This is a genomic window from Streptomyces bauhiniae (genome assembly GCF_004784475.1).
GTDB classification, from domain to species: domain Bacteria; phylum Actinomycetota; class Actinomycetes; order Streptomycetales; family Streptomycetaceae; genus Streptomyces; species Streptomyces seoulensis.
Map to the genome: position 1 here is coordinate 434381 of NZ_SRRT01000006.1, position 24955 is coordinate 459335.

Below are 24955 nucleotides of genomic sequence, written 5' to 3' on the forward strand. Positions count from 1 at the left end.
CGATAGACTGAGCCGACACAAACGAACCGAGCGAGGAGCGCACGTGGGCCTTGTCGTGCAGAAGTACGGAGGCTCCTCCGTAGCCGATGCCGAGGGCATCAAGCGCGTCGCCAAGCGGATCGTGGAAGCCAAGAAGAACGGCAACCAGGTGGTTGTCGTGGTCTCCGCGATGGGCGACACGACGGACGAGCTGATCGATCTCGCCGAGCAGGTGTCTCCGATGCCTGCCGGACGTGAATTCGACATGCTGCTGACCGCCGGAGAGCGTATCTCCATGGCCCTGCTGGCGATGGCGATCAAAAAGCTGGGTCACGAGGCCCAGTCGTTCACGGGCAGCCAGGCAGGTGTCATCACCGACTCGGTCCACAACAAAGCCCGCATCATCGACGTCACGCCGGGCCGCATCCGCACCGCGCTGGACGAGGGCAACATCGCCATCGTCGCCGGTTTCCAGGGTGTGAGCCAGGACAAGAAGGACATCACCACGCTGGGCCGCGGCGGCTCCGACACCACCGCCGTCGCGCTCGCCGCCGCGCTCGACGCCGAGGTCTGTGAGATCTACACCGACGTGGACGGCGTGTTCACCGCCGACCCGCGCGTGGTGAAGAAGGCCCGGAAGATCGACTGGATCTCCTTCGAGGACATGCTGGAGCTGGCCGCGTCCGGCTCCAAGGTGCTGCTCCACCGCTGCGTGGAGTACGCCCGCCGGTACAACATCCCGATCCATGTGCGCTCCTCCTTCAGCGGGCTGCGCGGCACGTGGGTCAGCAGCGAGCCGATCGAGCAAGGGGTACAGCAGGTGGAGCAGGCCATCATCTCCGGTGTCGCGCACGACACCTCCGAGGCCAAGATCACCGTCGTCGGCGTGCCGGACAAGCCGGGCGAGGCCGCGGCCATCTTCCGGACCATCGCGGACGCCGAGATCAACATCGACATGGTCGTGCAGAACGTGTCGGCCGCCTCCACGGGCCTGACCGACATCTCCTTCACCCTGCCGAAGACCGAGGGCCGCAAGGCCATCGACGCCCTGGAGCGCAACCGCCCCGGCATCGGCTTCGACTCCCTGCGCTACGACGACCAGATCGGCAAGATCTCCCTGGTCGGCGCGGGTATGAAGACCAACCCGGGCGTCACGGCCTCCTTCTTCGAGGCGCTCAGCGACGCGGGCGTCAACATCGAGCTGATCTCGACCTCCGAGATCCGCATCTCGGTCGTCACCCGTGCCGACGAGGTCCCCGAGGCCGTCCGCGCCGTGCACACCGCCTTCGGGCTCGACTCCGACACCGACGAGGCCGTCGTCTACGGGGGCACGGGCCGCTGATGGCGCGCACCGGTCGCCCGACACTGGCGGTCGTGGGGGCGACCGGAGCCGTAGGAGCGGTGATGCTCCAGATCCTGTCCCAACGGGCGGACATCTGGGGCGAGATCAGGCTGCTCGCCTCCCCGCGCTCGGCCGGCCGCAAGCTGGCCGTGCGCGGCGAGGAGGTCGAGGTCGCCGCCCTCACCGAGGACGCCTTCGACGGCGTCGACGTCGCCATGTTCGACGTACCCGACGAGGTCGCCGCCCGGTGGGCGCCGCTCGCCGCCGCGCGCGGCGCGGTCGTGGTCGACAACTCCGGCGCCTTCCGGATGGACCCCGAGGTGCCGCTCGTGGTCCCGGAGGTCAACCCGCACATGGCCCGGACGCGGCCGCGCGGGATCGTCGCCAACCCCAACTGCACGACCCTGTCGATGATCGTCGCCCTCGGCGCGCTGCACGCCGAGTTCGGGCTGCGCGAGCTGGTGGTCTCCTCGTACCAGGCGGTCAGCGGGGCCGGGCGGGCCGGGATCGAGACGCTGCGCGCCCAGCTTTCCCTGGTCGCCGGCACCGACCTGGGCACCGCGCCCGGTGACGTACGGCGGGCGGTGGGCGAGCTGACCGGGCCGTTCCCGGAGCCCGTCGCGCTCAACGTGGTGCCCTGGGCCGGGTCGCTGCGCGAGGACGGCTGGTCCTCGGAGGAGATGAAGGTCCGCGACGAGACCCGCAAGATCCTCGGCCTGCCCGCCCTGCCGGTCGCCGTCACCTGCGTACGGGTCCCGGTCCTCACCACCCACTCCCTCACCGTCCACGCCCGCTTCCAGGACGAGGTCACGGTGGACGGCGCCCGCGAGATCCTCGCCACCGCCCCCGGCGTGGTCCTGTGCGACGACCCGGCGGCGGGGGAGTACCCCACCCCGGCCGACGTCGTAGGCACCGATCCCACCTGGGTTGGCCGGGTGCGCCGGGCGCTGGACGACCCGACCGCGCTCGAACTCTTCGTCTGCGGCGACAACCTGCGCAAGGGCGCCGCCCTCAACACCGCCCAGATCGCCGAACTGGTGGCCGCTGAAATGATGTGAGAATCCTGTGATGTTCATGGGATTCTCCTGATGAATGTGGCCGGAACCATGGTCCAAACCACTTGTACCCGGCCTTCGTCACGACAGAGGATTTCCCTCCCAGTTCTCCGCAACCGCGCGAGCACCGGGAGCGTCTTTGCCCTCACCCTGGTGCGGCGGGACGTGGATTCCGGGCGCGGGGCGTCGCGGTGGGGCGTGGTGACGCCCTTTCAACTAGGCGTAGGGGAAGAGCGGGGCGCATGGCGGCACTTGAGGAACTGTCGGTCGTCGTGAATGTGACGCCCGGCACGTACAACCCTGCCGGGGGTACGCGTGTCCAACTGGCGTGGCAGAGGTACTCGAACTCGCACCGGCTCTCTTCGAGCCGGGCGTATCCCCAGCAGCCCGCGGCGCGGCGGCGCTCCGGCCGCCCCGTGCGGCACTCCGTCCGCGTGTGCCCGGCGGCATGCCGGTGATCGCGCCGATGCCCGCCGCGCGCCCCACCCGCATACCCGGCCAGCGCGACGGCGCCGACGACACCGCGGGTGACGCGGCCGCCGGCACCACCGTCGACCATCTCACCGAGACCTACCGGGCGCACTACCGCTCCCTGCTCGGTCTCGCGGCCCTGCTCCTGGACGACACCGCCTCTTGCGAGGATGTCGTGCAGGAGGCGTTCATCCGCGTCCACTCGGCCCGCAAACGCGTCCGGGACAAGGAGAAGACCCTGGCGTACCTGCGCCAGACGGTCGTCAACCTCTCCCGGTCCGCGCTGCGCCGCCGCATCCTCGGCCTGAAGCTGCTCTCCAAGCCGATGCCGGACATGGCGAGCGCGGAGGAGGGGGCGTACGACCAGCTCGAACGGGACTCGCTCATCAAGGCCATGAAGGGCCTTCAGCGCCGCCAGCGCGAGGTGCTGGTGCTGCGCTACTTCGCGGACATGACGGAGGCCCAGGTCGCCGAGACGCTCGGCATCTCGCTGGGCTCGGTGAAGGCGTACGGCTCACGGGGCATCGCCGCGCTGCGGGTGTCCATGGGGGCCAAGACATGAGCGAGCAGGACGAGCCGGCCGACGAGTCAGCCACGGGGGCCGACCGGAACGACAAGCCGACGCACGCTGGGAACGAAACTGTGAACGACGGCAGCCGCCGGGAGGAGTCCGCCCGTCCGGACGCCTCCGCCGACGCGGAGACACCAACGGCGGAGACACAGAAGCTGGGCGGGCTCGACGGCCTGCTCGACGGCCTGGACGACGACCTCGGGGCGGACGAGCAGGCGCTGCGCCGGCTGCTGCACTCCGCCGTGGAGGACGTGGCGCCCCGTACCGGCTCGCTGGAGCACTTGCGGCGGGCCGTTCCCGCGCGCCGGGCCCGCAAGCGGCACGCGGCGGTCGGCATGGCGGCGGCCGCCCTGCTGCTCGGCACCGCGATCCCGGCCCTGGTGCACGTCTCCAACACGTCCGGCACCGACCCCGACACCGCGATGGCCGGCCAGTCCGAGTCGACGCAGGGCACCGAGGGCAAGGGCCGCACCTCCGGCGGCGCCACCGGCGGCACCCGCGGCAGCACGGGCGAGGCGCCCGGCACCGGCAAGGACGGCGACGAGAAGGACGAGCCCGGCAAGAAGGGCGGCGGCGAGTCCGGCGCGCCCGGCGCCGCGGACCCCTCGGCGAGCCTCGCCTCCGGCACCGCGAGCTGCACCCCGGCCCAGCTCGGCGTCACGGGCAGCGCGAGCGGACCCGACTCCGCCGGCGTGGTCTACGGCAGCTTCCGCGTCGCCAACGTCTCCGGCACCGCCTGCGCGGTCACCGGGGCGGGCCAGGTCGGCGCGGTGGCGGTCGGTGCGGCCGACCAGGCCAAGCTGAGCGTGGCCGCGCATGTGTCCGGCGACGCGGCGAGCGGGCTGCCCGACCCGGCGCTCTCGGTGTCCTCGCTGGTGCTGCGGCCCGGCGGCGCGTACGCGGAGAAGTTCGCCTTTGTGCCCTCCGAGACCTGCCCGGTGCCGGGCGGCGGCGACAGCACCACCGGCGGCAGCGGCTCGGCCACCGGCGGACCCTCGCCCGACCCCTCGCCCAGTGGCGACACGGGTACGACGGCCGGCACCACGGACACCGGCGGCACGGTCGGCGCGGCCCCGCAGCTCCTCACCGTCGACGGCCCGGCCGACGGCAGCGTGCAGGTCACGTACAGCGCGGCCGCCGGCGCGGCGGCGACGGCCGCCGTCCCGAACGCGTGCGCGGGGACGGTGTACTACACCGGGATGCAGTCCGAGGGTTAGACGGTGGTCGGGGTGCCGGCGTCCTCGGGGGCGGCGGTGCCGTCCGGCGCCAGGCCCAGTTCGGCGTCGCGGGCGGCCTCGGCCTCGCGGCGCAGCAGGCGGAACCACATGAAGACCACGAAGCCGGCGAAGACGAACCACTCGCCGGTGTAGCCGAGGTTCTGGAACGCCTTCAGGTCGAGCCCGGTCCCGGCCGGCGCGGTGGCGGGTACCGCCTTCATCCCGGCGTCGCCCCGGTCGAGGGTGACCCAGGCCGCGTACAGCTTGTCCGGCACCAGGTTGACCAGGGAGGCCGGGGCGATGGCGTTGGTCTGCCCGGCGGGCAGTCCGCCGGTCGCGGGGACGCCGTTGCTGCCCGGCGACTCGGGGGCCTGGAGCGCGCCGGTGACGGTGACCTTCCCGGCCGGGGGCTTCGGCGCCTTCGCCGGGTCCGCCGTACCGGGCAGCCAGCCCCGGACCACGGGGAGGGACTCGCCGCTGGCGGTGCGCAGCAGGGTCACGACGTAGAAGCCGGTCTTCCCGTCCAGCTCACGGCCGGGCGAGAGCAGTTGCCTGCCGTACTCGCCGCTCACCACGACCCGCCGTCCCGAGGTGGCCTTGTCCACGGGCAGCATCCGCGCGAGCGGCACCGCCTCCTCGTGGCGGGAGTCCGCCGCCTGTTCCGTGGCGGCGCGATGGTCCTGCACCCGCCCCTCGAACCGGCTGAGCTGCCACGACCCCATGAACACGCAGAACGGGATGGCGAGCAGCACGAAGACGTTGATGCCCCACCAGCGGGGTGTCAGCAGAAACCGGTACACGCTCCAAAGGTACGGCGCCCCCTTTGTCGCCTTCACTCCGGGCCCGGTACGGGGTGCAGGCCCCGGCAGAGGGCGTCGAAGGCGCGGGCGGCCTCGGGGGTGACGGTGTCCCGGACGCGGGCGGGGGCCTCGCCGGACAGCACCCCGTCCCGGATCTCGCGCAGCACCGCCCGGTAGGTACCGGCCAGCGCGCCCGCGAGCAGGCCGGGCAGCGGGGGTCCGTACGGCGTGAGGGGCGGGTGGTCCGCGAGGGCGGCGGCGAGGGCGGTCTCGGCGTGCTCGCCGATCTCCCGTTCGCGGGCGCGCAGGGCGGGGCTGTCCAGGACGACCTGCCAGAAGCGGCCGGCGCCGGGGCGCAGGCCGAGGGTGGGCTCGTCGCGGGCGAGGGCGTCCAGCAGGTCGTCGCGGACCGTCTCGACCGGGCAGGCGGTGACGGCGCGGTCCCGCACCAGGACGGCCAGGCGCTGCTCCACCTCCGCCTCGCGGTCGAAGAAGAGGTCCTCCTTGGCCGGGAAGTAGTTGAACACCGTGTTGGTGGAGACGCCCGCCTGCCGGGCCACCTCCGCGACGGTGACCCGGTCGAAGCCGTGCTCCAGGAACAGTTCCAGCGCCGCGTCGGCGATGGCCGTACGGGTCTGCCGCTTCTTCGTCTCTCGTAGCCCCACGGGCTCATGGTAGCGTCACCCCAAAATTGTGGCGACACCAAAAATAGGGTGACGCCAAACTCCTGAGGGGTGGCCATGGGACTGACCTTCGGCATCTATCCGGGCGGGCTGCTGGGGGACGACGAGGGGATCGTCCAGCCGGTCACGCCGGACGATCCCGGCCGAGTGAGGGCCGCGCTGGACGCGCTCCAGGGCGACGCGCCGACGCTCACCGTCCGCGCCTACCGGTCCTTCGCCGCGACCGTGCCCCCGCCGCCGCCCACTCCGGCCGGCCCGGAGCAGTACCTCGGGCGGGGCCGCCGGCTCGACCTCGTCCTGCAGTTCCGGGAGCCGACCGGGGCCCTGGACGGCTGGCCGGAGTTCGTCCGCGAGGCGGTCCGGGCGTACGGGCCCCGGCTGGCGTCGGTCCAGATCTGCGAGGAACCCAATGTGCGGCTGCCGACCCTGGACGGCGGCGTGCCGGGGGTCCTGGAGGCCCTGGTGCGGGGTGTCGTCGCCGCCAAGCGGGAGGTCCGCGCGCTGGGGCATCCGGTCGCGGTCGGCTTCAACGCCGTACCGGTCTTCGACCCGGCCGACACCTTCTGGTCCGACCTGGCCGCCCTGGCCGACGACGAGTTCCGGGCGAGCCTGGACTACGTCGGCGTCGACTTCTTCCCCGACGTGTTCCGCCCGCTGCCCGCCGAGAAGCTGGCCGGCGCGGTCACCGCCGTACTGCGCTCCTTCCGCGACACCCACCTGCCCAAGGCCGGCATCCCGGCCGGCGTCCCGCTCCGCGTCTGCGAGAACGGCTGGCCCACCGGTCCCGGCCGCCCCGAGGACCGTCAGGCCGCCACCCTGGACACCGTCGTCCGCACGGTCGCCGCTCTCGCGGACGAACTCCGCGTCGACGCCTACGCGTTCTTCTCCCTGCGCGACGCCGACAGCCACGGGCCCGGCCTGTTCCACCACTTCGGGCTGGTCCGCGACGACTACACGCCCAAACCCGCCTTCGCCACGTACCGCGACCTCATTGCCCAGCTCAGGGGTGTCCCGTAGGGCGGTGGACGGGTGATCCTAGGGGGCATGGACAAAGCTGACGAAGCTGTGGAGATGCCCGACTGGGAGAAGCGGTTCCGCGCGCCGAGGGTCTCGCTGCCGGACTGGGCCGAGGACGCGCCCGACCGCTCGCTGTTCGTGTCGAACGCGACCGGCACCTACGAGCTGTACGCCTGGGACCGCGCGAGCGGTGCGCAGCGGCAGGCGACGGACCGGCCGAACGGCACCACGGACGGCGTGCTCTCGCCGGACGGCGCGTGGATCTGGTGGTTCGACGACAAGGACGGCGACGAGTTCGGGGTCTGGCGCCGCCAGCCCTTCGGGGGCGGCCCCGACGAGACGGCCGTACCGGGCCTCGCGCCCTCCTACCCGGCCGGGCTCGCCCTCGGCCGGGACGGCCGGACCGCCGTGGTCGGCCGGTCGACCGACGAGGACGGTACGACGATCCACCTCGCGCGCGCCGGTGAGGCGCCGGTGGAGATCTACCGGCACCGCGAGTCCGCCGGCGTCGGCGACCTCTCGCACGACGGCACGCTGATCGCGATCGAGCACACCGAGCACGGCGACGCCATGCACAGCGCCCTGCGCGTGCTGCGCCCCGACGGCACGGCCGTCGCCGACCTGGACGACACCCGCGGCGGCACCGAGGAACTGGGCCTGGAGGTGCTGGGCTTCGCCCCCGTCGACGGCGACACCCGCCTCCTCATCGGCCACCAGCGCCGGGGCCGCTGGGAGCCGCTGGTCTGGGACGTGGCGAGCGGCACCGAGACCGACCTCCCGCTGGACCTGCCCGGCGACGTGGCCGCCGAGTGGTACCCGGACGGCTCCGCCCTGCTGATCGCGCACGGCTTCGAGGCCCGCAGCGAGCTGTTCCGCTACGACCTCGCCACCCGTGAGCTGGACCGTATCCCCACCCCGCCCGGCACCGTCTCCGGGGCGACCGCCCGGCCCGACGGCAGCGTGGAGTACCTGTGGTCCTCCGCCGCCGAGCCGCCAGTGGTCCGCTCCACCAGCGGTGCCGTCGTACTCGACCCGCCCGGCCTGAAGAGCCCGCCCTCCGTCGCGGTGGAGGACGTGTGGGTGGACGGCCCCGGCGGCCGTATCCACGCCCTCGTCCAGAAGCCCGCCGGGGCCACCGGCCCCCTCCCGACCGTGTTCGACCTGCACGGCGGCCCTACCTGGCACGACAGCGACTCCTTCGCCGCGGGTCCGGCGGCCTGGGTGGACCAGGGGTACGCCGTGGTCCGCGTCAACTACCGGGGTTCCACCGGGTACGGGCGCGCCTGGACCGACGCCCTCAAGCACCGGGTCGGCCTGATCGAGCTGGAGGACGTGGCGGCGGTGCGCGAATGGGCCGTCTCCTCCGGCCTCGCCGACCCCGAGCGCCTCGTCCTCACCGGCGGCTCCTGGGGCGGCTACCTCACCCTCCTCGGCATCGGCACCCAGCCGGAGGCGTGGACGGTGGGCATCGCCGTGGTGCCGGTCGCGGACTACGTCACCGCCTACCACGACGAGATGGAGGCGCTGAAGGCCATGGACCGCACCCTCCTGGGCGGCACCCCGGAGGAGGTCCCGGACCGCTTCGCCGCGTCCTCCCCGCTGACCTACGTCGACCAGGTCAAGGCCCCCGTCTACATCTCCGCCGGCGTCAACGACCCCCGCTGCCCGATCCGCCAGATCGACAACTACGTGGAGCGTCTCCGCGACCGGGGTGCGCCGCACGAGGTGTACCGGTATGACGCGGGGCACGGGTCGCTGGTGGTGGACGAGCGGATCAAGCAGGTACGGCTGGAGATGGACTTCGCTCGGCGGCACTTGGGGGGATCGGGGAAGTAGGGGGGCTCGGAGAAGTAGGGCTTCTCAACCCAGTTCCGCCAGCCCCCGGCGCGTCGCCGCGATCACCACCCTGTCGTCCTTGGTGAGGAGGTGGTCGGGTGGGGTGTCGGGGGCGTTCTCGACGGCGAGGGCGCGCCAGACGCCGGGTTGGAAGGCGGCGGCCAGGGTGCGGCCCTCCAGTTGGGGGCGGTTCGCCACGTCCACCGACGCGAAGACGAGCACCCTGCGTTCCACCGGGACCGCGCCCAGGACGCGGCGGCCCAGCATGGCTCCGGCGAAGGCGGGGGCCGAGAGGTGGGAGACGCTGCGGCTGCGGGTGGTGGCCAGCGGGTGGGCGACGCGCAGGGTGCGGTACACGGCGGTGGCGAAGTCGTCGTCGTACAGCCGCAGTACCGCGCGCAGGTCGGGGCGGACGCCACGCGCGTACAGCACCGCCTCCAGGTTGGTGGTGTCCGCGCTGGTCACCGCGAGGAGGGCGTGCGCCCGGTGGATCTTGGCCGCCTCGAGTACGCCCTCCTGCGTGACGTCCCCGATCACCACCGGCACCCGCAGCCGCCGCGCCACCGCGAGCCCGCGCGCCTCCGGGTTGCCCTCCACGCACACCACCGGCACATGCAGCTCGCGCAGCCGGATCAGCACCCGCGTCCCGATCTTCCCCAGCCCCAGCAGGACGACATGCCCGCCGAGTCCGCGCGGTGGCTTGCGCAGCGCGGACTGCGTACGGAAGGTGCCCAACCCCTCCAGTACGGCGGCCAGGAGCACGGGGAGCAGCAGCAACCCGACCAGACCGGAGAGGAGTTGGAGGATCTTGCGGCCCAACGGCTCCCCCAGCGCGGGGTCGTCGATGGCGAAGAGGTCCAGCAGGGTCAGGTAGAAGGCTTTGACGGGATGGATGTCGGTCACGATCGACAGGGCCACCGCCAGCGCGATCACACAGCCCGCCAGTACCGCCAACGACCACCTCAACTGCTTGGAGAACAAGGAGGAGAGCGGCGGGACACCGCCGACGCCGAGCCCGTTCCCCGCCGCCGCGCCCTCCGCCGCCGAGAACCGCTCCAGCATCACGCGGGACCGCCCGCCGGCCCGCCGTACCTCCGCGTCGTCGGGCAGCAGCACCGGCCCCTCGTCGTCGCCGTCGGAGGACAGCAGGGCCAGCGTGCACAGGCCGGGCGGCGCGGGGCTCCCGGCCGGGGGCGCGGTCCGTTCCACCGCGCGCAGCAGCAGCCCCTCCGCCTGGATCACCTTGCCCGTACCGGCGACGGCGGTCGCGGCGAGCGCGGGCGCTGCGGTGTCGGCGTCGGAGAGCACGGAGGTGGCCGCGTCCCGTAGCGCCTCCTCGGACTCGCCCACCAACACGGCCGCCTGATCGAGGAGTTCCTCAATGTGCTGGCCCAACCGCCGGTTGTAGAGCCGCAGTACGAGCCGCAGCCGGGGGTTCAGCCGCCGGGCGGTCAGCGCGGCCCGGATGTTGGTCTCGTCGTCCTCGTACACGAGCGCCAGCGCGGCCGCCCGCTCCACTCCGGCCTCGGCGAGCACCTGCTCGGTGAGGAACTCGGCCTCCAGCACCCTTTCTCCGCCCGGGCGTTGGGACACGGCGGCCGAGTCGCCGCCCGGTGTGGGCCCGCCCCGGCCGACCGCCACCGACACCACCCGGTCGAAGAGCGCCGCCGGAGCCGACCGGGGCCGCCCCACCACCGGCCGCCGCGCGGTACGGGCGTTCGGCGGCACGACGAGCACGACCTGCTCGCCGTAGACTCCGCGCAACTCGGCGGACAGCCGGTGCGCGAGACCGTCGTCCCCGCACACCACCATCGGCGCCGCCGCGCCACCTGAACCGCCCTGATACGGAACGCTGTTCGCCACGAGGGAAAAGACTGCCCCAAGAAGGCGGCCGGTTCCAGCGATCACCTGAACGGCCCGACCCGCGGCCGCGTACGCCCTGGCAGCCGCACTCAGCCGGAGGTCTTTACCCGTGGCCATCACCGAAGACGCCCTGCCGGGTACCGAGCCACCCCGCGAACGATCCGGGGGCGCCCGGCTCAGCTCCCCCCTCGTCCTCACCCTGGTACTGCTCCTCGCCGTCCTCGCCCAGGCGCCGATCCGGGGCGCGCTCGGCACCCCGGTGATGCAGAGCTGGATGACGGTGTTCGTCGCCGTCACCGTGCAGGCGCTGCCCTTCCTGGTCCTCGGGGTGCTGCTGTCGGCCGCCATAGCCGTCTTCGTCCCGCCCGCCTTCTTCGCCCGCGCGTTGCCCAGCCGGGCCGCGCTCGCCGTACCGGTCGCGGGGCTCGCGGGCGCGGTGCTGCCGGGGTGCGAGTGCGCGTCGGTGCCGGTGGCGGGCGCGCTGGTACGGCGGGGCGTGACCCCGGCGGCCGCGCTGGCGTTCCTGCTGTCCGCGCCCGCGATCAACCCGATCGTGCTCACTGCCACGGCTGTCGCCTTCCCGAACAACCCCGAGATGGTCCTCGCCCGGTTCGCCGCCAGCCTGCTGGTCGCCTGCGCGATGGGCTGGCTGTGGCAACGGCTCGGCCGCGCCGACTGGCTCCGCCCGCCCGCACACGGCGCCCACGAGGGCGAGACGAAGGCGGAGACCTTCTGGAACTCCGTACGCCACGACACCATGCACGCGGGCGGTTTCCTGGTGGTCGGCGCCATGGCCGCGGCCACCCTGAAGGCGGTCGCCCCGGCGGAGTGGCTGCGCACGGCCGCGGGCAACCCGTTCCTCGCGGTGCTCGCCCTCGCCGTGCTCGCCGTGGTGCTGTCCATCTGCTCGGAGGCGGACGCGTTCGTCGCCGCCTCACTGACCGACTTCTCCCCGACGGCCAAGCTGGTGTTCCTGGTGGTGGGCCCGATGATCGACCTCAAACTGTTCGCCATGCAGGCCGGCACCTTCGGCCGAGGCTTCGCGCTGCGCTTCGCCCCGGCGACGTTCGCGCTGGCCATCACGGGCGCGCTGCTCACCGGGGCGGTGCTGCTGTGAACCGTCAGGCGCAGGCCGCGGTGATGTTCCTGCTGGGGGGCGCGCTGCTGCACGCGGGGACGACGGATCTGTACCTCAGGTACGTCAAGTCGGGCCTGCGGCCACTGGTGTTGGCGGCGGGAGTGGTCCTGATCGCGGCCGCGCTGGCGACGGTCTGGTACGAGCGGAAGCGGGCCGCTGTTGGTGGTGCGCATCGCGAACCCCGCGTGGCCTGGCTCCTGGTCCTGCCCGTCCTCGCCCTCATCCTCATCGCCCCGCCCGCCCTCGGCTCGTACAGCGCGGTCCGTACGGGTACGGCACTCCAACCCCCGTACGGCCTGGACCCGTTGCCCGCCTCGAACCCCGTCCGGCTGAGCGTCGTCGACTACGCCTCCCGCGCCGCCTACACCCACTCCCTGCGCGGCCGCACCGTCCGCGTCACCGGCTTCCTCGCCCTCGACGCCCACGGCACCCCCTACCTCGTCCGCATGGCCCTCAACTGCTGCGCCGCCGACGCCCAGCCGGTCAAGATCGCCCTCACCGGCCAACTCCCGCCGGTCCTACGCCCGGACGCGTGGATGGAGGTGACGGGCGTGTACGCGCCCCGCGTGACACGGGACCCGGTGAACAACGGGGTGATCCCGTATCTCCGGGTGACGTCGGCGCGTCCGGTGGCTACTCCGGCCGATCCTTATGACGAGACGTGGAATAGGTGAGGGGTGTTGGAGCCGGCTCGGCTGGGGTGTGACCGGCTCCTGGGTGCGGGTCGTCTTCCGGGAGGGCTGGATCGGCGCTCGGCGGAGGTTGCTCCACCGGAAGCGGCTGATGCCCGGCCGGCCCCGTTCGCCTCTTGACCGTCGGCTCAGGCTTCAGCCTCGGCGGTGTTCGACCTCGCCGCGTGGTCAGCTCAGGCAGAGGACCAGGAGGCAGACGTGGGAGGGGGAGGTGGAGGGGGTCGCCGTTGCCGTAGGGGAGTGCGAGTCCGTGGGGGTCGGGGACTGTGGCTCGGAGGGCGTGGTCGACGGGGGGTCGGTGCGCTCGGTGGGGGAGGGCGTCGTGGCGTCCGTCGTGGGGGTGGGCTTCGTGGGGGTGGGGGACTGCTGCGGTGGGGTGAGGGGGGAGGTGGGGGTGGTGGAGACCGGGGCCGGGTCGTGGGGGAGGGGGAGCAGGGAGCGGGAGTGGGGGTGCGTTGAGGGGGGCGCGGAGGGGGACGGCTTGGTGGCCTTCGGGGTGGCCTTATGCGGGGTGGGGGTGGTGCTGGAGCGGGGGGCTGCCGAGGGCTTGGCGCTCGTGTGGGGCGGGGTGCTCGGGGCCGCGGTGGGGCGTCCGGTCGGGGACGTCGTCGGTACCGGAAGACCGGCCGTCGCCTCGGGGCCCGTACCGCCCATCGGCTGCTCACCCTGGGCCGCGGTGGGGCGAGTACGGTCGGCCGGCTGGTGGTTCAGGGCTGCGGCCAGGGTGAGGCCACCACCGACCAGGGCCACGGCGGTCACCAGGGCGGCCCGGCGACGCGTCCTCCGCCAACGGGACTGCTCACGGCGCCGGGCCGCGCGGCCACTGCCCGAGGGCACCTCGGCCGGACGCTGCGGGGCGGCCGGCGGGGGCACCGACCTGCCGTGACGGGACGCGGGTACGTCCTCGTCGCCGGGCTGCCGTACGGCGTACGGACTCGTACGGACCGGCATCGGGGCCAGGTCCGGGGAGGCGCAGACGCCGCAGCCGGGGCAGACCAGGGCGCCGTTCAGATGCCGACGGCAGGCGGAGCAGTAGTCCATTCGCGGTCTTCCTGGATCGACGGGCGCGGGTGAGCGCCCGCCACCGTAACGGGACCATCAGCAGAGTGTGTGCGCCCCATGTGGCTCTCCTGCACACATTCCCAGCGGATTCCGGGTGGCTGGAATATGGGTGGCCGGAAGCTATGTGGTCGCACCCCGTGTGGCCGGGCCCTGTGTGGCTGCACGCCATGTGACCGGAAGCCATGTGCTCCTACGCCGGGTGCGCCCACGTCACGTGGGCGCACCCCCGCATGGGCGCACCCAGCGTCGGCGCACCCTGTGTGGCCTCACGCCATATGGCCCGACCCCATGTCCCCGCACCCCACGTGCCCCCCCCCACGTGCCCCCACCCCCAGTGACCCACCTCACACCCCCCCCATGTCACACCCCCGCCCCCCCACCCGTCGTAACCACGAACCCACCGAACCCGGCCCCCAGGAGCGCACCCATGACCGCCCGCCTCAACGCCTTCGCCATCCCCGCCACCGCCAAGCTCATCAAGCACTTCAACGCCGCCGGAAAGGTGGTCTCGGACTCCACCCTCCCCGCCGCCACCCAGGAACTGGTGAAGATCCGCGCCAGCCAGATCAACGGCTGCGGCTTCTGCCTCGACATGCACACCAAGGAGGCCGCGCACGCGGGCGAGACCCCGCTCCGGCTGAACCTGGTCGCCGCCTGGCGCGAGGCCACCGTCTTCACCGACGCCGAGCGCGCCGCCCTCGAACTGGCCGAGCAGGGCACCCGCCTCGCCGACACCCCGGGCGCCGTCACCGACGAGGCGTGGGCGAACGCGGCCAAGCACTACGACGAGGACCAGCTCGCCGCGCTCGTCTTCCTCATCGGCCTCATCAACGCCTACAACCGCATGAACGTCATGATCCGCATGCCCGCCGGCGACTACCAGGTCGGCCGGCCGGCCTGAGCCCCACCCGCCCCGCAACCTCCTCACGCATCCGGACGCGAGACGGCGTGTGCACCCCATCCCGCACACGCCCCTCGCTTATCGTCGGCCAAACACCGACATCCGGAGTGAAAATGGGAAAAACGGATGAGCTGGTGGGAGTGGTCGACAGGGCGGCGACAGTCGCCACCCCCACCGCTCCACCGGCCCGCCCCAGCCCCGTACGCCCCCTGCTCGCCCTCACCGCCGCCGCGGCCGTCGGGATCACGGTGCTGCTGCTCGCTCGCGCCGGCGTGCTCGACCGTCCGGCCGTACAGGCGTGGCGCACGGTCTGTCTGGCGATCACCGTGCAGGCGCTGCCGTTCCTGATCCTGGGCACCGTGCTGTCCGGCGCGATCAACGCGTTCGTCCCGGCCGACCTGTTCACCCGCGTGCTGCCCAAGCGGGCCGCGCTCGCCGTGCCGGTCGCGGGGGTCGCGGGCGCGGTGCTGCCGGGGTGCGAGTGCGCGTCCGTACCGGTGGCCAACAGCCTGATCCGGCGGGGCGTCACCCCGGCCGCCGCCTTCGCCTTCCTGCTGTCCGCGCCCGCGATCAACCCGATCGTGCTCACCGCCACGGCGGTCGCCTTCCCCGGCAACCCCGCGATGGTCGCCGCCCGCCTGGCCGCCTCGCTGGCCACCGCCGCCGTGATGGGCTGGCTGTGGCTCTGCTTCGGCAAGGAGAAGTGGCTGCGCCCGGCCGTACGGCACACCGGCCACCAGCACGGGCACAGCCGCTGGGCCGAGTTCCGCCAGGGCTTCCAGCACGACTTCCTGCACGCCGGGGGCTTCCTGGTGCTGGGCGCGATGGCGGCGGCCACCTTCAACGTCGCCGTACCGCGCACCGTGCTCGACACCTTCTCCGGCTCGCCCTGGCTCTCCGTACTGTTCCTCGCCGGGCTCGCCGTCCTGCTCGCCGTCTGCTCGGAGGCGGACGCCTTTGTGGCGGCGTCACTCACAGGCTTCTCCCCCACAGCCCGGCTCGCTTTCATGGTGGTAGGCCCCATGGTGGACCTGAAGCTGATCGCCCTTCAGGCGGGCACCTTCGGCCGCGCCTTCGCCGTACGGTTCTCCGCCGCGACCACGGTCGTCGCCGTCGCCGCCAGCGCCCTGATCGGAGGCGCGCTGCTGTGAGACGCCTCGCCCAGACCGCCCTCCTCGCCCTCATCGGCGCGGGCCTGCTGCACACGGCCCTCTTCACCGACCTCTACCTGCGCTATGTCAAGGAGGGCCTGCGCCCCGTCCTCATCGCGTCCGGCGTCGTCCTGCTGCTCCTCGCCGCGGTGAACGCCGTACTCGACCTGCGCCGAAGCGAAGACCCCCACGAGCCCCACGCCCCCGACCACGAGCACCAGCACGCCCACGCCCACGACCACTCCACCGCCCCCAAGGTCGCCTGGCTCCTCGCCCTCCCCGCCCTCAGCCTCCTCCTCTACGCCCCACCCGCCCTCGGCGCGTACACAGCGGCCCACTCCAACGGAAAACCGGTCGCCACCACCCCGAAGGAACGTTTCCCCGCCCTCCCCGCGACCTCCCCGCTCCCCCTGACCCTCACCGGCTTCACCCAGCGCGTCCAGCAGGACCCCACGCGGGCGATCAAGGGCAGGCAGGTCCAGCTCACCGGCTTCGTCACCCCGGCCGGGGCGGGCGGCGGCTGGTACCTGACCCGGATCATCTTCACCTGCTGCGCCGCCGACTCCCAGACCGTCAAGGTCCGCGTCCACGGCCCCGACGCCCCGCCCGCCAACACCTGGCTCGCGGTCACCGGCACCTGGCACCCCGCGGGCCGTCTCGGCACGAAGACCGCCGAGGCCGCGCTGGACGTCCAGGAGACCCACCCCATCGCCCAGCCGGTCAACGCGTACACGGACGACCTCCCGCTGACGCCGTCGTAGCGGAAGCCGTAGCCGCGACTGCCCGCGCTGCACCCCGCCCCGCCCCCGCGATACCCTGGTGACCGGCCGCGTCTCACCCGCGCGGCGCGGCGGTGGGGCTCGCCGTACCCGAACCGCGGCATCGACGCCGCCAACAGTCCCTACTTGCGATGGAGTGCGCCCGCGTGCGCGGGCCCCGGCGAGTAGGAGACGTACGCCCATGACAGCACCACGACCCACGACGAACGAACCCGTCGACCCCGACATCGATCTGCGTTCTCCCGCCCAGTGGCAGGAGGCGTGGCGCGGTCAGGGCCCGGTCGTGGCGGTGGTCGCGGTCGGCGGGGCGATCGGCGCGACGGCCCGTTACGCGGCGTCGCTGCTGTGGCCGGTCGAGAACCCCGGCTTCCCGTGGACGACCCTGCTGGTCAACGTGACCGGCTGCGCGGTCATCGGCGTCTTCATGGTGCTGATCAGCGAGGTGTGGACGGCGCACCGGCTGGTCCGGCCGTTCTTCGGTACGGGGGTGCTGGGGGGCTTCACCACGTTCTCCACGTACGCCGTCGAGATCGAGCGGCTGGTGAACGCCGGTGAGGCGCGCACCGCCCTCGCCTATCTGGCCGCGACCCTGCTCGCGGCCCTCGGCTCGGTAGGACTCGCGGTCGCGCTCACGCGCCGCGTCCTGGCCTGGAGGCAGCGATGACCACGACACGGCTGACCGGTGACGCCCTCAGGGTGACCATCTTCATCGGCGAGCACGACACCTACCACCACAAGCCGCTCTACAGCGAGATCGTGCACCGCGCGCACGCGGCCGGCCTCGCAGGGGCGAGCGTGTTCCGGGGCATCGAGGGCTTCGGCGCGTCCTCCCTGATCCACACCGCCCGGCTGCTCTCCATGAACGAGGAACTGCCGGTGGCGATCGTCATCGTCGACACCCCGGAGCGCGTACGGGCGTTCCTGCCGCACCTGGACGAGCTGGTGGAGTCGGGGCTGGTGATCATGGACGACTGCCAGGTCATCCGGTACGCCGGCAGCCACTCGGGCCGCCACTCCCGGCGTCACTCGGGCAAGGAGAAGAAGGCGTGAACTGGCTCCTCGTGATCCTCGGCGGCATGGCCGGAGCCCCGCTGCGCTACCTCACCGACCGCGCCGTCCAGAAACGCCACGACGCCGTCTTCCCCTGGGGCACCTTCACCGTCAACGTCCTCGGCTGCTTCATCCTCGGCCTGCTGACCGGGGCGGTCGTAGCGGGCGCCGCCTCCTCCCACATCCAACTCCTCATAGGCACCGGCCTCTGCGGCGCCCTCACCACCTACTCCACCTTCTCCTACGAGACCCTCCGCCTCACGGAGGACGGAGCGAGGTTCCTGGCAGCGGCCAACGTGGTGGCGAGCGTGGTGGCGGGCCTGGGGGCCGCGTTCGTGGGAACGGCGTTCGCGGAGGCGATCTGGGGCTGAGGCAGACTCGTACGATGCCCCCTGAGTCCTGGCCCGCCCACCTCATCAACCCCCAGGGCGTGAAGGCCATTTACGGCGCCGCACCCCCACCCCTCACCGCCGTACGACTACGCCGGCTCACCCTCAACGAGGAAGGCCCCACCCTCACCCTCCACCTCGACCTGCCGTACCCCGCCGAGCCGCCCCGGAAATGGGCGGCGCAGGGTTTCAACACCGTGTGGATCGAGCTGGCGTTCAGCGGCCTGAGCGCCCTCACCCTGCACGGCTTTGGTACGGAGATCACGGCGGACATCGCCCTCACGGCGGCCGGAGACGGCGTCGCCGTACGCGTCGACGCACCCGGGACCACCGTCGAAGCGGTCGCCCAGACCGTCTACTTGGCGGCGTTGAGGGCTTACGCCCAGGAGTGACCCCGTGACAAGGGTGTGACGGGTAGGAACTTGTCCGGTCTCGGCGTAGTCGTGATGATGGCGGCATGTCTGAGTACGGGGACCGGATGGCGGGTTCGGGTATCGCGCCCGCGCAGGCGGCGGAAGTGGCGGCTCGCAGACGGGAGTTCGCGGAGCTGCTGGGGGAGTTCCGCCGTACGCCGGTTCTCGTACCGCTGGGTGATGAACAGGCGTTGCTGACCGCCGACTTCAACGGCATCCGCTTCATCCTGGCGTTCTCCGACGAGCAGGCGCTCGCCCGGTACGCGACCGCGCGGGGGGAGTCGGCGCGGGAGTGGATGTATCAACGCGTGCTGGGCGCACGGCTGTTGGATGTGGCGGTGCCCGCGGCGGGCGTGCCGTGCGGGGTGGCGTTGGACTGTGCGGACGGGTCGGACGGGATGGTGTTCCCGCCGGTGGCGGGGATCGTGCCGGACGGCGCGGCGGTGGATCTGGACGACGAGGCGCGGCACGGGGGTGCGGTATGAGCGGCGAGGGTGGGATGGATCTCCAGGCGCAGGGCCTGGAGGAGATCGCCAAGGGGCTGACGGAGGCGCTGGGTGAACTGGGTGAGCTGGGCATGGTGGGCCAGGCCGGCGCGGGCCGGGGCTTCTCCGGAATCGCGCTGTCGGGGCTGGAGTTGGGCCACGAGGGCCTGTCCGGCGGGCTGAAGTCGTTCTGTGAGCGCTGGGAGTGGGGCGTACGCGCCCTGATCGCGGAGGGCAACGCGTTCGCGCAGAAGACCAACCTCTCGGCGGGCACGTACTACGAGACCGAGCAGTACCTCAAGGGCAGCGTGAAGGTCGTGGCCAACTCGGCGGTGGGCAACCCGTACGCCTCCGAGGAGGAGGTGGAGAGGATGGGCTGGGGGGACATCGCCAAGTCGGGCCGTACGGTGGACTATTCGCAGGAGTCCTTCGAGCAGGCGTGGGAGAACAGCAAGCAGGGCTGGAAGGACGCGGGCCGGGACGCGATGACCGCACCCCTGATCGGCACGGTCCCGGTCACCCCGGAGAACCTGCACGGCGCGGTGGGCGTGTCGGACCAGGAGTACGACCAGTTCCTCGACGACACCTTCGGCCCGTCCCCACAGGCCCGCGCGAAGGCGGCCGAGCAGCAGGGCGGTGAGGGCTGATGGGGCTGGGGGACCTCACCAACTCGCTGCTGGGCGGCGCCGAGGACCTGTACGACAAGGGCAAGAAGAAGGTCGGCGAACTCGTCGACGAGGGCACGGACAAGCTCAGCGACGGGCTGGACCGCGTCGGCCTGCACGACTGGGCCGACGGTGTGGAGGACTGGGGCGACGAGGTCGCCTCCGACCTGGGCGCGACGCCGGGCGAGCAGCAGCTCGGCCAGACCGAGCAGGCCGACGAACTCGTGCACGGCAAGCCGGAGAAGATCCGCGAGAGCGCGAAGCATCTGAAGGACTTCCACGGGGCGTTCGGCAAGGTCGGCTCGGGTCTGAAGAAGATCGACTCGGCGGGCTGGAAGGGCGAGGGCGGCGACGCCTTCCGCGAGAAGTTCGGCGTCCACCCCACCAAGTGGGCCCACGCGGCGGAGGCTTGCGGCTCGGCGGCGGACGCGCTGGAACGGTACGCCGACACGGTCACCTGGGCGCAGAAGCAGGCGGCGGAGGCCGTCGAGCTGTACAAGAAGGGTACGAAGGCGTTCGACGACGCGGCGGACGATTATCAGAAGAAGGCCGACGCCTACAACGCGAAGGCCCGCGCGGGCGAGGACCCCGGCGCCAAGCCGGTGCAGGACAAGCAGGCGGGCAAGTCCGACCGCGACGCTGCCGCGCACAAGCTGAACGAGGCCCGCAAGCAGCGCAACACCGCCGCCGCCGACGCCCAGGGCAAGATCAAGGCCGCCCTCGCCCACGCCCCCGCCGAACCCCCGCCGCTGGAACGCCTCGGCCACGACTTCACCGACGGCTACCAGGCCGCCAACACCGAACTCACCCACGTCGTCGGCGGCGCCCTCAAGGGCACGGCGGGCCTGGTCAACTTCGCCCGCGGCCTCAACCCCACGGACCCCTACAACCTGACCCACCCGGCGGCCTACCTCCAGAACGTCAACATGACGTTGTCGGGCCTGGTCTCCACGGCCACTCACCCCGAGCGCACGGTCCAGGCGGCCATCGACGGCTTCAAGAAGGACCCGTCGGAGTTCGTCGGCCGGATGATCCCGGAGCTGATCGGCACCAAGGGCGCCGGACTGGCGCGCGGCGGGCTCCGGCTCGCCATGAAGGAGGGCGCGGAAGAGGCCGCCAGCCAGGGCATCCGCCGTACCGCCCGCAACGTGGTCGAGAAGGACGCGGACGACGTGGCCCGGCGTCCGGGCGAGAAGGTCTGCGAGAAGGACCCGGTCGACGTCGCCACCGGCCGCATGGTGCTCCCGCAGACCGACGTGGCCCTGCCGGGCGTGCTTCCGCTGCTGGTCAGGCGGCAGTTCGAGTCGTCGTACCGGCTGGGCGGCTGATTCGGGCCGTCCTGGTCCTCGACGCTGGACCAGCGGCTGGAGACGGACACCGAGGGCGTGGTGTTCGTCGGCGAGGACGGCCTCGTCCTGCCCTACCCGCACCCCGCGCCCGGCGTCCCGACCCTGCCCTCGCACGGCCCGCGCTGGCCGCTGGACCGGGTGGAGGGCGGCTACACCCTCACCGACCCGGAATCCGGGCACACCCGTCACTTCGCCGACCGCTCCGACACCCTCGCGGTCCTGGAGCAGCTCGACGACCGCAACGGCAACTGGATCACCTTCGAGTACGACGCCGACGGCGCGCCCAGCGCCCTCGTCCACAGCGGCGGCTACCACCTGGGGATATCCACCGCCGAGGGCCGCGTCACCGCCCTCCGCCTCACCGGCGCCGACCAGGAACTGATCCGCTACGGCCACTCGGGCGGCCACCTCACCGAGGTCACCAACTCCTCCGGCCGCCCCACCCGCTTCACCTACGACACCTCGGCCCGCATCACCTCCTGGACCGACACCAACGACAGCCACTTCACCTACGCCTACGACGACCAGGACCGCTGCGTCCACCAGTCCGGCGCCGAGGGCCACCTACGCTCCACCTTCACCTACGGCGACCCGGACCCGGCCACCGGCGACTTGGTCACCGCCATCACCGACTCCCTCGGCCACACCAGCCACTACCGCGTCAACCGCCACTGCCAGGTCGTCGCCGAGACCGACCCGCTCGGCGCCACCACCCGCTACCAGCGCGACCGCCGCAACCGCCTGCTCTCGGTGACCGACCCGCTCGGCCACACCACGGAGTTCCACCGCGACGCCGACGGCAACCCGCTCACGGTCATCCGCCCCGACGGCCGCGAGGCCCGCGCCGAGTACGACACCCTCGGCCTCCCGGTGAAGGTGACCCGCCCCGACGGCACCACGGTCCGCCAGACCTACGACGACCGCGGCAACCTCACCTCGATCACCGACGCGGCCGGGCAGACCACGCACCTCGCGTACGACGACGCCGGCCACCTCGTCTCCGTCACCGACCCGCTCGGGCACGCCACCACCATCGCCACCGACCGCGCCGGCCTCCCGCTGCGCGTCACCGACCCGCTGGGCGCGACCACGTCCTACGGCCGCGACGCCTTCGGCCGCCCGGTCGCGATCACCGACCCCACCGGCGCGGTGACCCGCCTGGAGTGGACGGTGGAGGGCCACCTGGCCCGCCGTACGGCACCGGACGGCACGACCGAGTCGTGGACGTACGACGGTGAGGGCAACCGCACCACCCACACCGACGCCCTGGGCGCGGTGTCCCGCTTCGAGTACACCCACTTCGACCTCCTGACGGCCCGCACCGGCCCGGACGGCGTACGGCACGCGTTCACGTACGACACCGAGCTGCGGCTCACCGAGGTCACCAACCCGCAGGGCCTGACGTGGAGTTACACGTACGACCCGGCGGGACGCCTCGCGGCGGAGACGGACTTCGACGACCGCACGCTCACCTACGCCTACGACCCCGCGAGCCGCCTCACCGCCCGCACCAACGCCCTCGGCGAGACCATCGCCTTCGAGCGGGACGAGCTGGGCCGCACCGTCCGCAAGGACGCGGCGGGCGCGGTCACCACGTACGCCTTCGACCTCACCGATCAACTGGCCGAGGCGGTCGGCCCGGACGGCAGCACCCTGCGCATCCTGCGCGACCGCTACGGCCGTACCGTCTCCGAGACGGTCGACGGCCGCACGCTGACCTACACGCACGACACCCTCGGCCGCCGCACCGGCCGCACCACCCCCACCGGGGCCACGACCACCTGGTCCTACGACCCGGCGGGTCGCCGCACCGGCATGGTCGCCTCCGGCCACAGCATCGACTTCACCTACGACGCGGCCGGCCGCGAAGTCGGCCGCCACATCGGCGAGTCACTCTCCCTGGAGCACACCTTCGACGTCCTGGGCCGCCTGACGGCCCAGTCGGTACGGACGCCGCGCGGCGGCCTCCTCCGCCACCGCGCGTACGAGTACCGGGCGGACGGCAACGTCACCCGCATCGACGACGACCTGTCCTCCCGCACCTTCGACCTGGACGCCACCGGCCGGGTCACGGCGGTCCACGCGGCCGGCTGGACGGAGCGGTACGCGTACGACGAGGCGGGCAACCAGACCGAGGCGAGCTGGCCCTCGACCCATCCGGGCGGCGAGGCGACGGGCCCGCGTGCCTACACCGGCACCCGCATCACCCGTGCGGGCAACATCCGCTACGAGCACGACGCCCTCGGCCGCACGGTCCTCCGCCAGAAGACCCGCCTCTCCCGGCGCCCCGACACCTGGCGCTACGAATGGGACACCGAGGACCGCCTCACCGCCGTCACCACCCCGGACGGCACCCGCTGGCACTACACCTACGACCCCCTGGGCCGCCGCACGGCCAAGCTCCGCATGGCGGGCGAGAGGGTGGTGGAGTGCGTGGTCTTCACCTGGGACGGCACCACCCTCTGCGAACAGACCACGACCTCCCCCGAGTTCCCCCACCCGGTAACCCTCACCTGGAACCACCAGGGCCTCCACCCCGTCACCCAGACCGAACGCATCACCACCCCCGACTCCGAAATCGACTCCCGCTTCTACGCCATCGTCACCGACCTGATCGGCACGCCGACGGAACTGGTAGACGAGGCGGGAGAAACGGCTTGGCGCACCCGCAGCACCCTGTGGGGCACGACGGCATGGACAGCGAACAGCACGGCGTATACGCCGTTGCGCTTCCCGGGTCAGTACTTCGACCCTGAGACTGGGCTGCATTACAACTACTTCCGGCACTACGACCCGGAGACGGCGCGGTACATCACGGCCGACCCACTCGGCCTCGCGCCCGCTCCCAATCCGGCGACCTACGTCCTCAATCCGAATAGATGGGTCGATGTCCTAGGGCTGGCCCCAGCGGCCTGTACTGACGAGCACCTGTTCCGGGGTACCACCAAGGGATACGAAGCCAGCTCGGGAACCCAGGCCTCCGGGACTACTCCGACGTCTACTGATCCGGGTGTGGCGACAGCCTTCGCGCGGCACTCGGAGCAATTCGGTGACGCAGTGGTGCAGCTCATACCTCGTAACGCGCTCGAAGGGGTAGAACTTATGCCCGGGTATATTCGTGCGGAGGCAGAAGTGGGAGTGAATCTTTCCGCACGGGAGCTTGCCAGCAGGGCCACCGTAGAGCTTCCCGTGAGCACTGCACAGCGGATTCTGAGCGACATGGGAATCAACGTACCTAGAATCAAATCGTACGAGGGCATCAGTGATGCCCTTGAGTGGGACATACCAAAGCTTTCACCTGAGCAGGTGCAGCAATTCGTGCGGGAGGCATACAGGCATGGGTGAACTTGATGCGGCAAGGCTGCAGATCTACTCCTCCGAGCAGGACGCCCAAGGTGGGGTCGTATGTGTTGTTCGCTGCGTGGGAGGAATTGCACGTGTCGGCCAGGACTTTTATTTCACCGCCAGTGCGTCTGGCATCGATGTGCACTCTCCCATAAGGCTGGAACGGATCCTCCGTTACGAAAAGCCGGCAGATTTCCTTGATCCGCCACACAGTGCGAAGGTGTGTCTGTCGGGGGAGGGCGGTGCAAGGCTTGAGCGAGGCGTGATCATCACGACTCTTCACTCCGAGTGATAAGAGTTTGGAGAAATTGCCTGCGCGGATGTGGGTCGGAGAATGGTGCAGGGGGGTTGGCTTTGCATGGACATTTTGTGTTCCCTGACGACGAAGAAGTTTTCGACATCGTCGGTGAATGGCCGGAGATTCAAGAAAGTGGGGCGCGTGTACTGACCTGGCGCTCCGACGAGGGGATGTTTGTGCTCTCGTATGAAGCCGTTACCCGATCGGTCAGGGTGCGCTGGTCGAACGTCGAGGGGGATGCGCTGCTGGATGTCTACCGCGAGGGCGCCACGCGGCTCACGTTCATATCCACTCCCTCGACTGTCGGTGCGCAGATCGACTTCTCTGTAGGCGAGTGTGCCGGCGTCATGGAAATCGATATCTTCCCCCGAATTTCAGTTCAGGACCGGCTCCTCTTCCAGTGA

General features: G+C 71.8%; 23 protein-coding genes and 1 pseudogene. 20 read left to right on the forward strand and 4 right to left on the reverse strand.

Features of this window, described 5'->3' with window-relative positions; genetic code table 11:
- Positions 1-43 precede the first annotated feature (43 nt).
- From E5083_RS21800 to E5083_RS21815, 4 genes are all read left to right on the forward strand, one after another.
- Positions 44-1321 (forward strand): aspartate kinase, encoded by a 1278-nt coding sequence (locus tag E5083_RS21800; RefSeq protein WP_135787373.1) that lies wholly within the window; start codon positions 44-46, stop codon positions 1319-1321.
- Positions 1321-2379: an aspartate-semialdehyde dehydrogenase gene (locus tag E5083_RS21805; protein WP_135787374.1), complete on the forward strand. Its 1059-nt coding sequence runs from the start codon at positions 1321-1323 to the stop codon at positions 2377-2379. The genes E5083_RS21800 and E5083_RS21805 overlap by 1 nt, the downstream gene beginning before the upstream one ends.
- Before the next feature lie 325 nt (positions 2380-2704).
- A complete protein-coding gene (locus tag E5083_RS21810) occupies positions 2705-3409 on the forward strand; it encodes a SigE family RNA polymerase sigma factor (RefSeq protein ID WP_167513599.1) in 705 nt (234 codons plus the stop codon).
- Positions 3406-4635, forward strand: a complete 1230-nt coding sequence (locus E5083_RS21815) for a hypothetical protein (protein ID WP_244317603.1) — start codon at positions 3406-3408, stop codon at positions 4633-4635. The genes E5083_RS21810 and E5083_RS21815 overlap by 4 nt, the downstream gene beginning before the upstream one ends.
- Here E5083_RS21815 and E5083_RS21820 read toward each other — a convergent pair.
- Positions 4632-5435: an SURF1 family protein gene (locus tag E5083_RS21820; RefSeq protein ID WP_135787375.1), complete on the reverse strand. Its 804-nt coding sequence runs from the start codon at positions 5433-5435 to the stop codon at positions 4632-4634. The two genes, E5083_RS21815 and E5083_RS21820, sit on opposite strands and share 4 nt — an antisense overlap.
- A gap of 32 nt (positions 5436-5467) precedes the next feature.
- Complete coding sequence (locus E5083_RS21825) at positions 5468-6100, reverse strand: TetR/AcrR family transcriptional regulator (RefSeq protein ID WP_135787376.1); 633 nt, start codon at positions 6098-6100, stop codon at positions 5468-5470.
- A 75-nt stretch (positions 6101-6175) separates the two neighbouring features.
- Here E5083_RS21825 and E5083_RS21830 point away from each other — a divergent pair, with 75 nt between their 5' ends.
- Positions 6176-7135 carry a glycoside hydrolase 5 family protein gene (locus tag E5083_RS21830; RefSeq protein ID WP_135787377.1) on the forward strand — a complete coding sequence of 320 codons (960 nt, stop codon included), beginning with the start codon at positions 6176-6178 and terminating at the stop codon, positions 7133-7135.
- 27 nt (positions 7136-7162) lie between these two features.
- Positions 7163-8971 carry a S9 family peptidase gene (locus E5083_RS21835; RefSeq protein WP_135787378.1) on the forward strand — a complete coding sequence of 603 codons (1809 nt, stop codon included), beginning with the start codon at positions 7163-7165 and terminating at the stop codon, positions 8969-8971.
- Between the two features lie 24 nt (positions 8972-8995).
- Here the strand turns inward: E5083_RS21835 and E5083_RS21840 are convergent, their stop codons facing one another.
- Positions 8996-10783, reverse strand: coding sequence for an NAD-binding protein (locus E5083_RS21840; RefSeq protein ID WP_135787533.1), 1788 nt, complete (start codon positions 10781-10783; stop codon positions 8996-8998).
- Positions 10784-10943: 160 nt separating this feature from the next.
- Between E5083_RS21840 and E5083_RS21845 the strand changes: the two genes are divergently transcribed.
- Positions 10944-11951, forward strand: coding sequence for a permease (locus E5083_RS21845; protein ID WP_135787379.1), 1008 nt, complete (start codon positions 10944-10946; stop codon positions 11949-11951).
- Entirely contained in the window at positions 11948-12646 is a 699-nt protein-coding gene (locus E5083_RS21850; RefSeq protein WP_135787380.1) for a TIGR03943 family putative permease subunit, read from the forward strand. The genes E5083_RS21845 and E5083_RS21850 overlap by 4 nt, the downstream gene beginning before the upstream one ends.
- A gap of 186 nt (positions 12647-12832) precedes the next feature.
- Here the strand turns inward: E5083_RS21850 and E5083_RS21855 are convergent, their stop codons facing one another.
- Entirely contained in the window at positions 12833-13705 is an 873-nt protein-coding gene (locus E5083_RS21855) for an SCO2400 family protein (RefSeq protein WP_135787381.1), read from the reverse strand.
- Positions 13706-14153: 448 nt separating this feature from the next.
- On the opposite strand from E5083_RS21855, the gene E5083_RS21860 reads away from it, so the two are divergent.
- The 12 genes and pseudogenes from E5083_RS21860 to E5083_RS21915 all read left to right on the forward strand — a co-directional run bounded on the left by E5083_RS21860 (position 14154) and on the right by E5083_RS21915 (position 24955).
- Entirely contained in the window at positions 14154-14627 is a 474-nt protein-coding gene (locus E5083_RS21860; RefSeq protein ID WP_135787382.1) for a carboxymuconolactone decarboxylase family protein, read from the forward strand.
- Positions 14628-14740: 113 nt separating this feature from the next.
- A complete protein-coding gene (locus tag E5083_RS21865) occupies positions 14741-15778 on the forward strand; it encodes a permease (RefSeq protein WP_244317604.1) in 1038 nt (345 codons plus the stop codon).
- A complete protein-coding gene (locus E5083_RS21870; protein ID WP_135787383.1) occupies positions 15775-16539 on the forward strand; it encodes a TIGR03943 family putative permease subunit in 765 nt (254 codons plus the stop codon). The genes E5083_RS21865 and E5083_RS21870 overlap by 4 nt, the downstream gene beginning before the upstream one ends.
- A gap of 199 nt (positions 16540-16738) precedes the next feature.
- Positions 16739-17221 carry a fluoride efflux transporter CrcB gene (gene crcB / locus E5083_RS21875; RefSeq protein ID WP_135787384.1) on the forward strand — a complete coding sequence of 161 codons (483 nt, stop codon included), beginning with the start codon at positions 16739-16741 and terminating at the stop codon, positions 17219-17221.
- Complete coding sequence (locus tag E5083_RS21880; protein ID WP_135787385.1) at positions 17218-17607, forward strand: DUF190 domain-containing protein; 390 nt, start codon at positions 17218-17220, stop codon at positions 17605-17607. The genes crcB (E5083_RS21875) and E5083_RS21880 overlap by 4 nt, the downstream gene beginning before the upstream one ends.
- A complete protein-coding gene (gene crcB / locus E5083_RS21885; RefSeq protein WP_135787386.1) occupies positions 17604-17978 on the forward strand; it encodes a fluoride efflux transporter CrcB in 375 nt (124 codons plus the stop codon). The genes E5083_RS21880 and crcB (E5083_RS21885) overlap by 4 nt, the downstream gene beginning before the upstream one ends.
- Positions 17979-17992: 14 nt before the next feature.
- Positions 17993-18388 (forward strand): Imm50 family immunity protein, encoded by a 396-nt coding sequence (locus E5083_RS21890; RefSeq protein WP_135787387.1) that lies wholly within the window; start codon positions 17993-17995, stop codon positions 18386-18388.
- Positions 18389-18474: 86 nt separating this feature from the next.
- Complete coding sequence (locus tag E5083_RS21895; RefSeq protein WP_135787535.1) at positions 18475-18894, forward strand: hypothetical protein; 420 nt, start codon at positions 18475-18477, stop codon at positions 18892-18894.
- Positions 18891-19541: a hypothetical protein gene (locus E5083_RS21900; RefSeq protein ID WP_135787388.1), complete on the forward strand. Its 651-nt coding sequence runs from the start codon at positions 18891-18893 to the stop codon at positions 19539-19541. The genes E5083_RS21895 and E5083_RS21900 overlap by 4 nt, the downstream gene beginning before the upstream one ends.
- Positions 19541-24253, forward strand: a pseudogene (locus E5083_RS21905) (putative T7SS-secreted protein). Before E5083_RS21900 ends, E5083_RS21905 begins: the two are co-directional and overlap by 1 nt.
- The gene (locus E5083_RS21910; protein WP_135787389.1) at positions 24246-24545 is read left to right on the forward strand and encodes a hypothetical protein; all 300 of its coding nucleotides are present in this window, start codon (positions 24246-24248) and stop codon (positions 24543-24545) included. Before E5083_RS21905 ends, E5083_RS21910 begins: the two are co-directional and overlap by 8 nt.
- Positions 24546-24622: 77 nt before the next feature.
- Positions 24623-24955 (forward strand): hypothetical protein, encoded by a 333-nt coding sequence (locus E5083_RS21915; RefSeq protein ID WP_244317605.1) that lies wholly within the window; start codon positions 24623-24625, stop codon positions 24953-24955.

Excerpts from the sequence above, each read along its gene's own strand:
- E5083_RS21835 (WP_135787378.1), top strand. The coding sequence starts at position 7,163 with ATGGACAAAGCTGACGAAGCTGTGGAGATGCCCGACTGGGAGAAGCGG.
- E5083_RS21865 (WP_244317604.1), top strand. The coding sequence starts at position 14,741 with ATGGGAAAAACGGATGAGCTGGTGGGAGTGGTCGACAGGGCGGCGACA.
- E5083_RS21805 (WP_135787374.1), top strand. The coding sequence starts at position 1,321 with ATGGCGCGCACCGGTCGCCCGACACTGGCGGTCGTGGGGGCGACCGGA.
- E5083_RS21860 (WP_135787382.1), top strand. The coding sequence starts at position 14,154 with ATGACCGCCCGCCTCAACGCCTTCGCCATCCCCGCCACCGCCAAGCTC.
- E5083_RS21890 (WP_135787387.1), top strand. The coding sequence starts at position 17,993 with ATGCCCCCTGAGTCCTGGCCCGCCCACCTCATCAACCCCCAGGGCGTG.
- crcB (WP_135787384.1), top strand. The coding sequence starts at position 16,739 with ATGACAGCACCACGACCCACGACGAACGAACCCGTCGACCCCGACATC.
- E5083_RS21830 (WP_135787377.1), top strand. The coding sequence starts at position 6,176 with ATGGGACTGACCTTCGGCATCTATCCGGGCGGGCTGCTGGGGGACGAC.
- E5083_RS21840 (WP_135787533.1), bottom strand. The coding sequence starts at position 10,783 with ATGGTGGTGTGCGGGGACGACGGTCTCGCGCACCGGCTGTCCGCCGAG.
- E5083_RS21900 (WP_135787388.1), top strand. The coding sequence starts at position 18,891 with ATGAGCGGCGAGGGTGGGATGGATCTCCAGGCGCAGGGCCTGGAGGAG.
- E5083_RS21910 (WP_135787389.1), top strand. The coding sequence starts at position 24,246 with ATGGGTGAACTTGATGCGGCAAGGCTGCAGATCTACTCCTCCGAGCAG.
- E5083_RS21880 (WP_135787385.1), top strand. The coding sequence starts at position 17,218 with ATGACCACGACACGGCTGACCGGTGACGCCCTCAGGGTGACCATCTTC.
- E5083_RS21855 (WP_135787381.1), bottom strand. The coding sequence starts at position 13,705 with ATGGACTACTGCTCCGCCTGCCGTCGGCATCTGAACGGCGCCCTGGTC.
- E5083_RS21815 (WP_244317603.1), top strand. The coding sequence starts at position 3,406 with ATGAGCGAGCAGGACGAGCCGGCCGACGAGTCAGCCACGGGGGCCGAC.
- E5083_RS21895 (WP_135787535.1), top strand. The coding sequence starts at position 18,475 with ATGGCGGGTTCGGGTATCGCGCCCGCGCAGGCGGCGGAAGTGGCGGCT.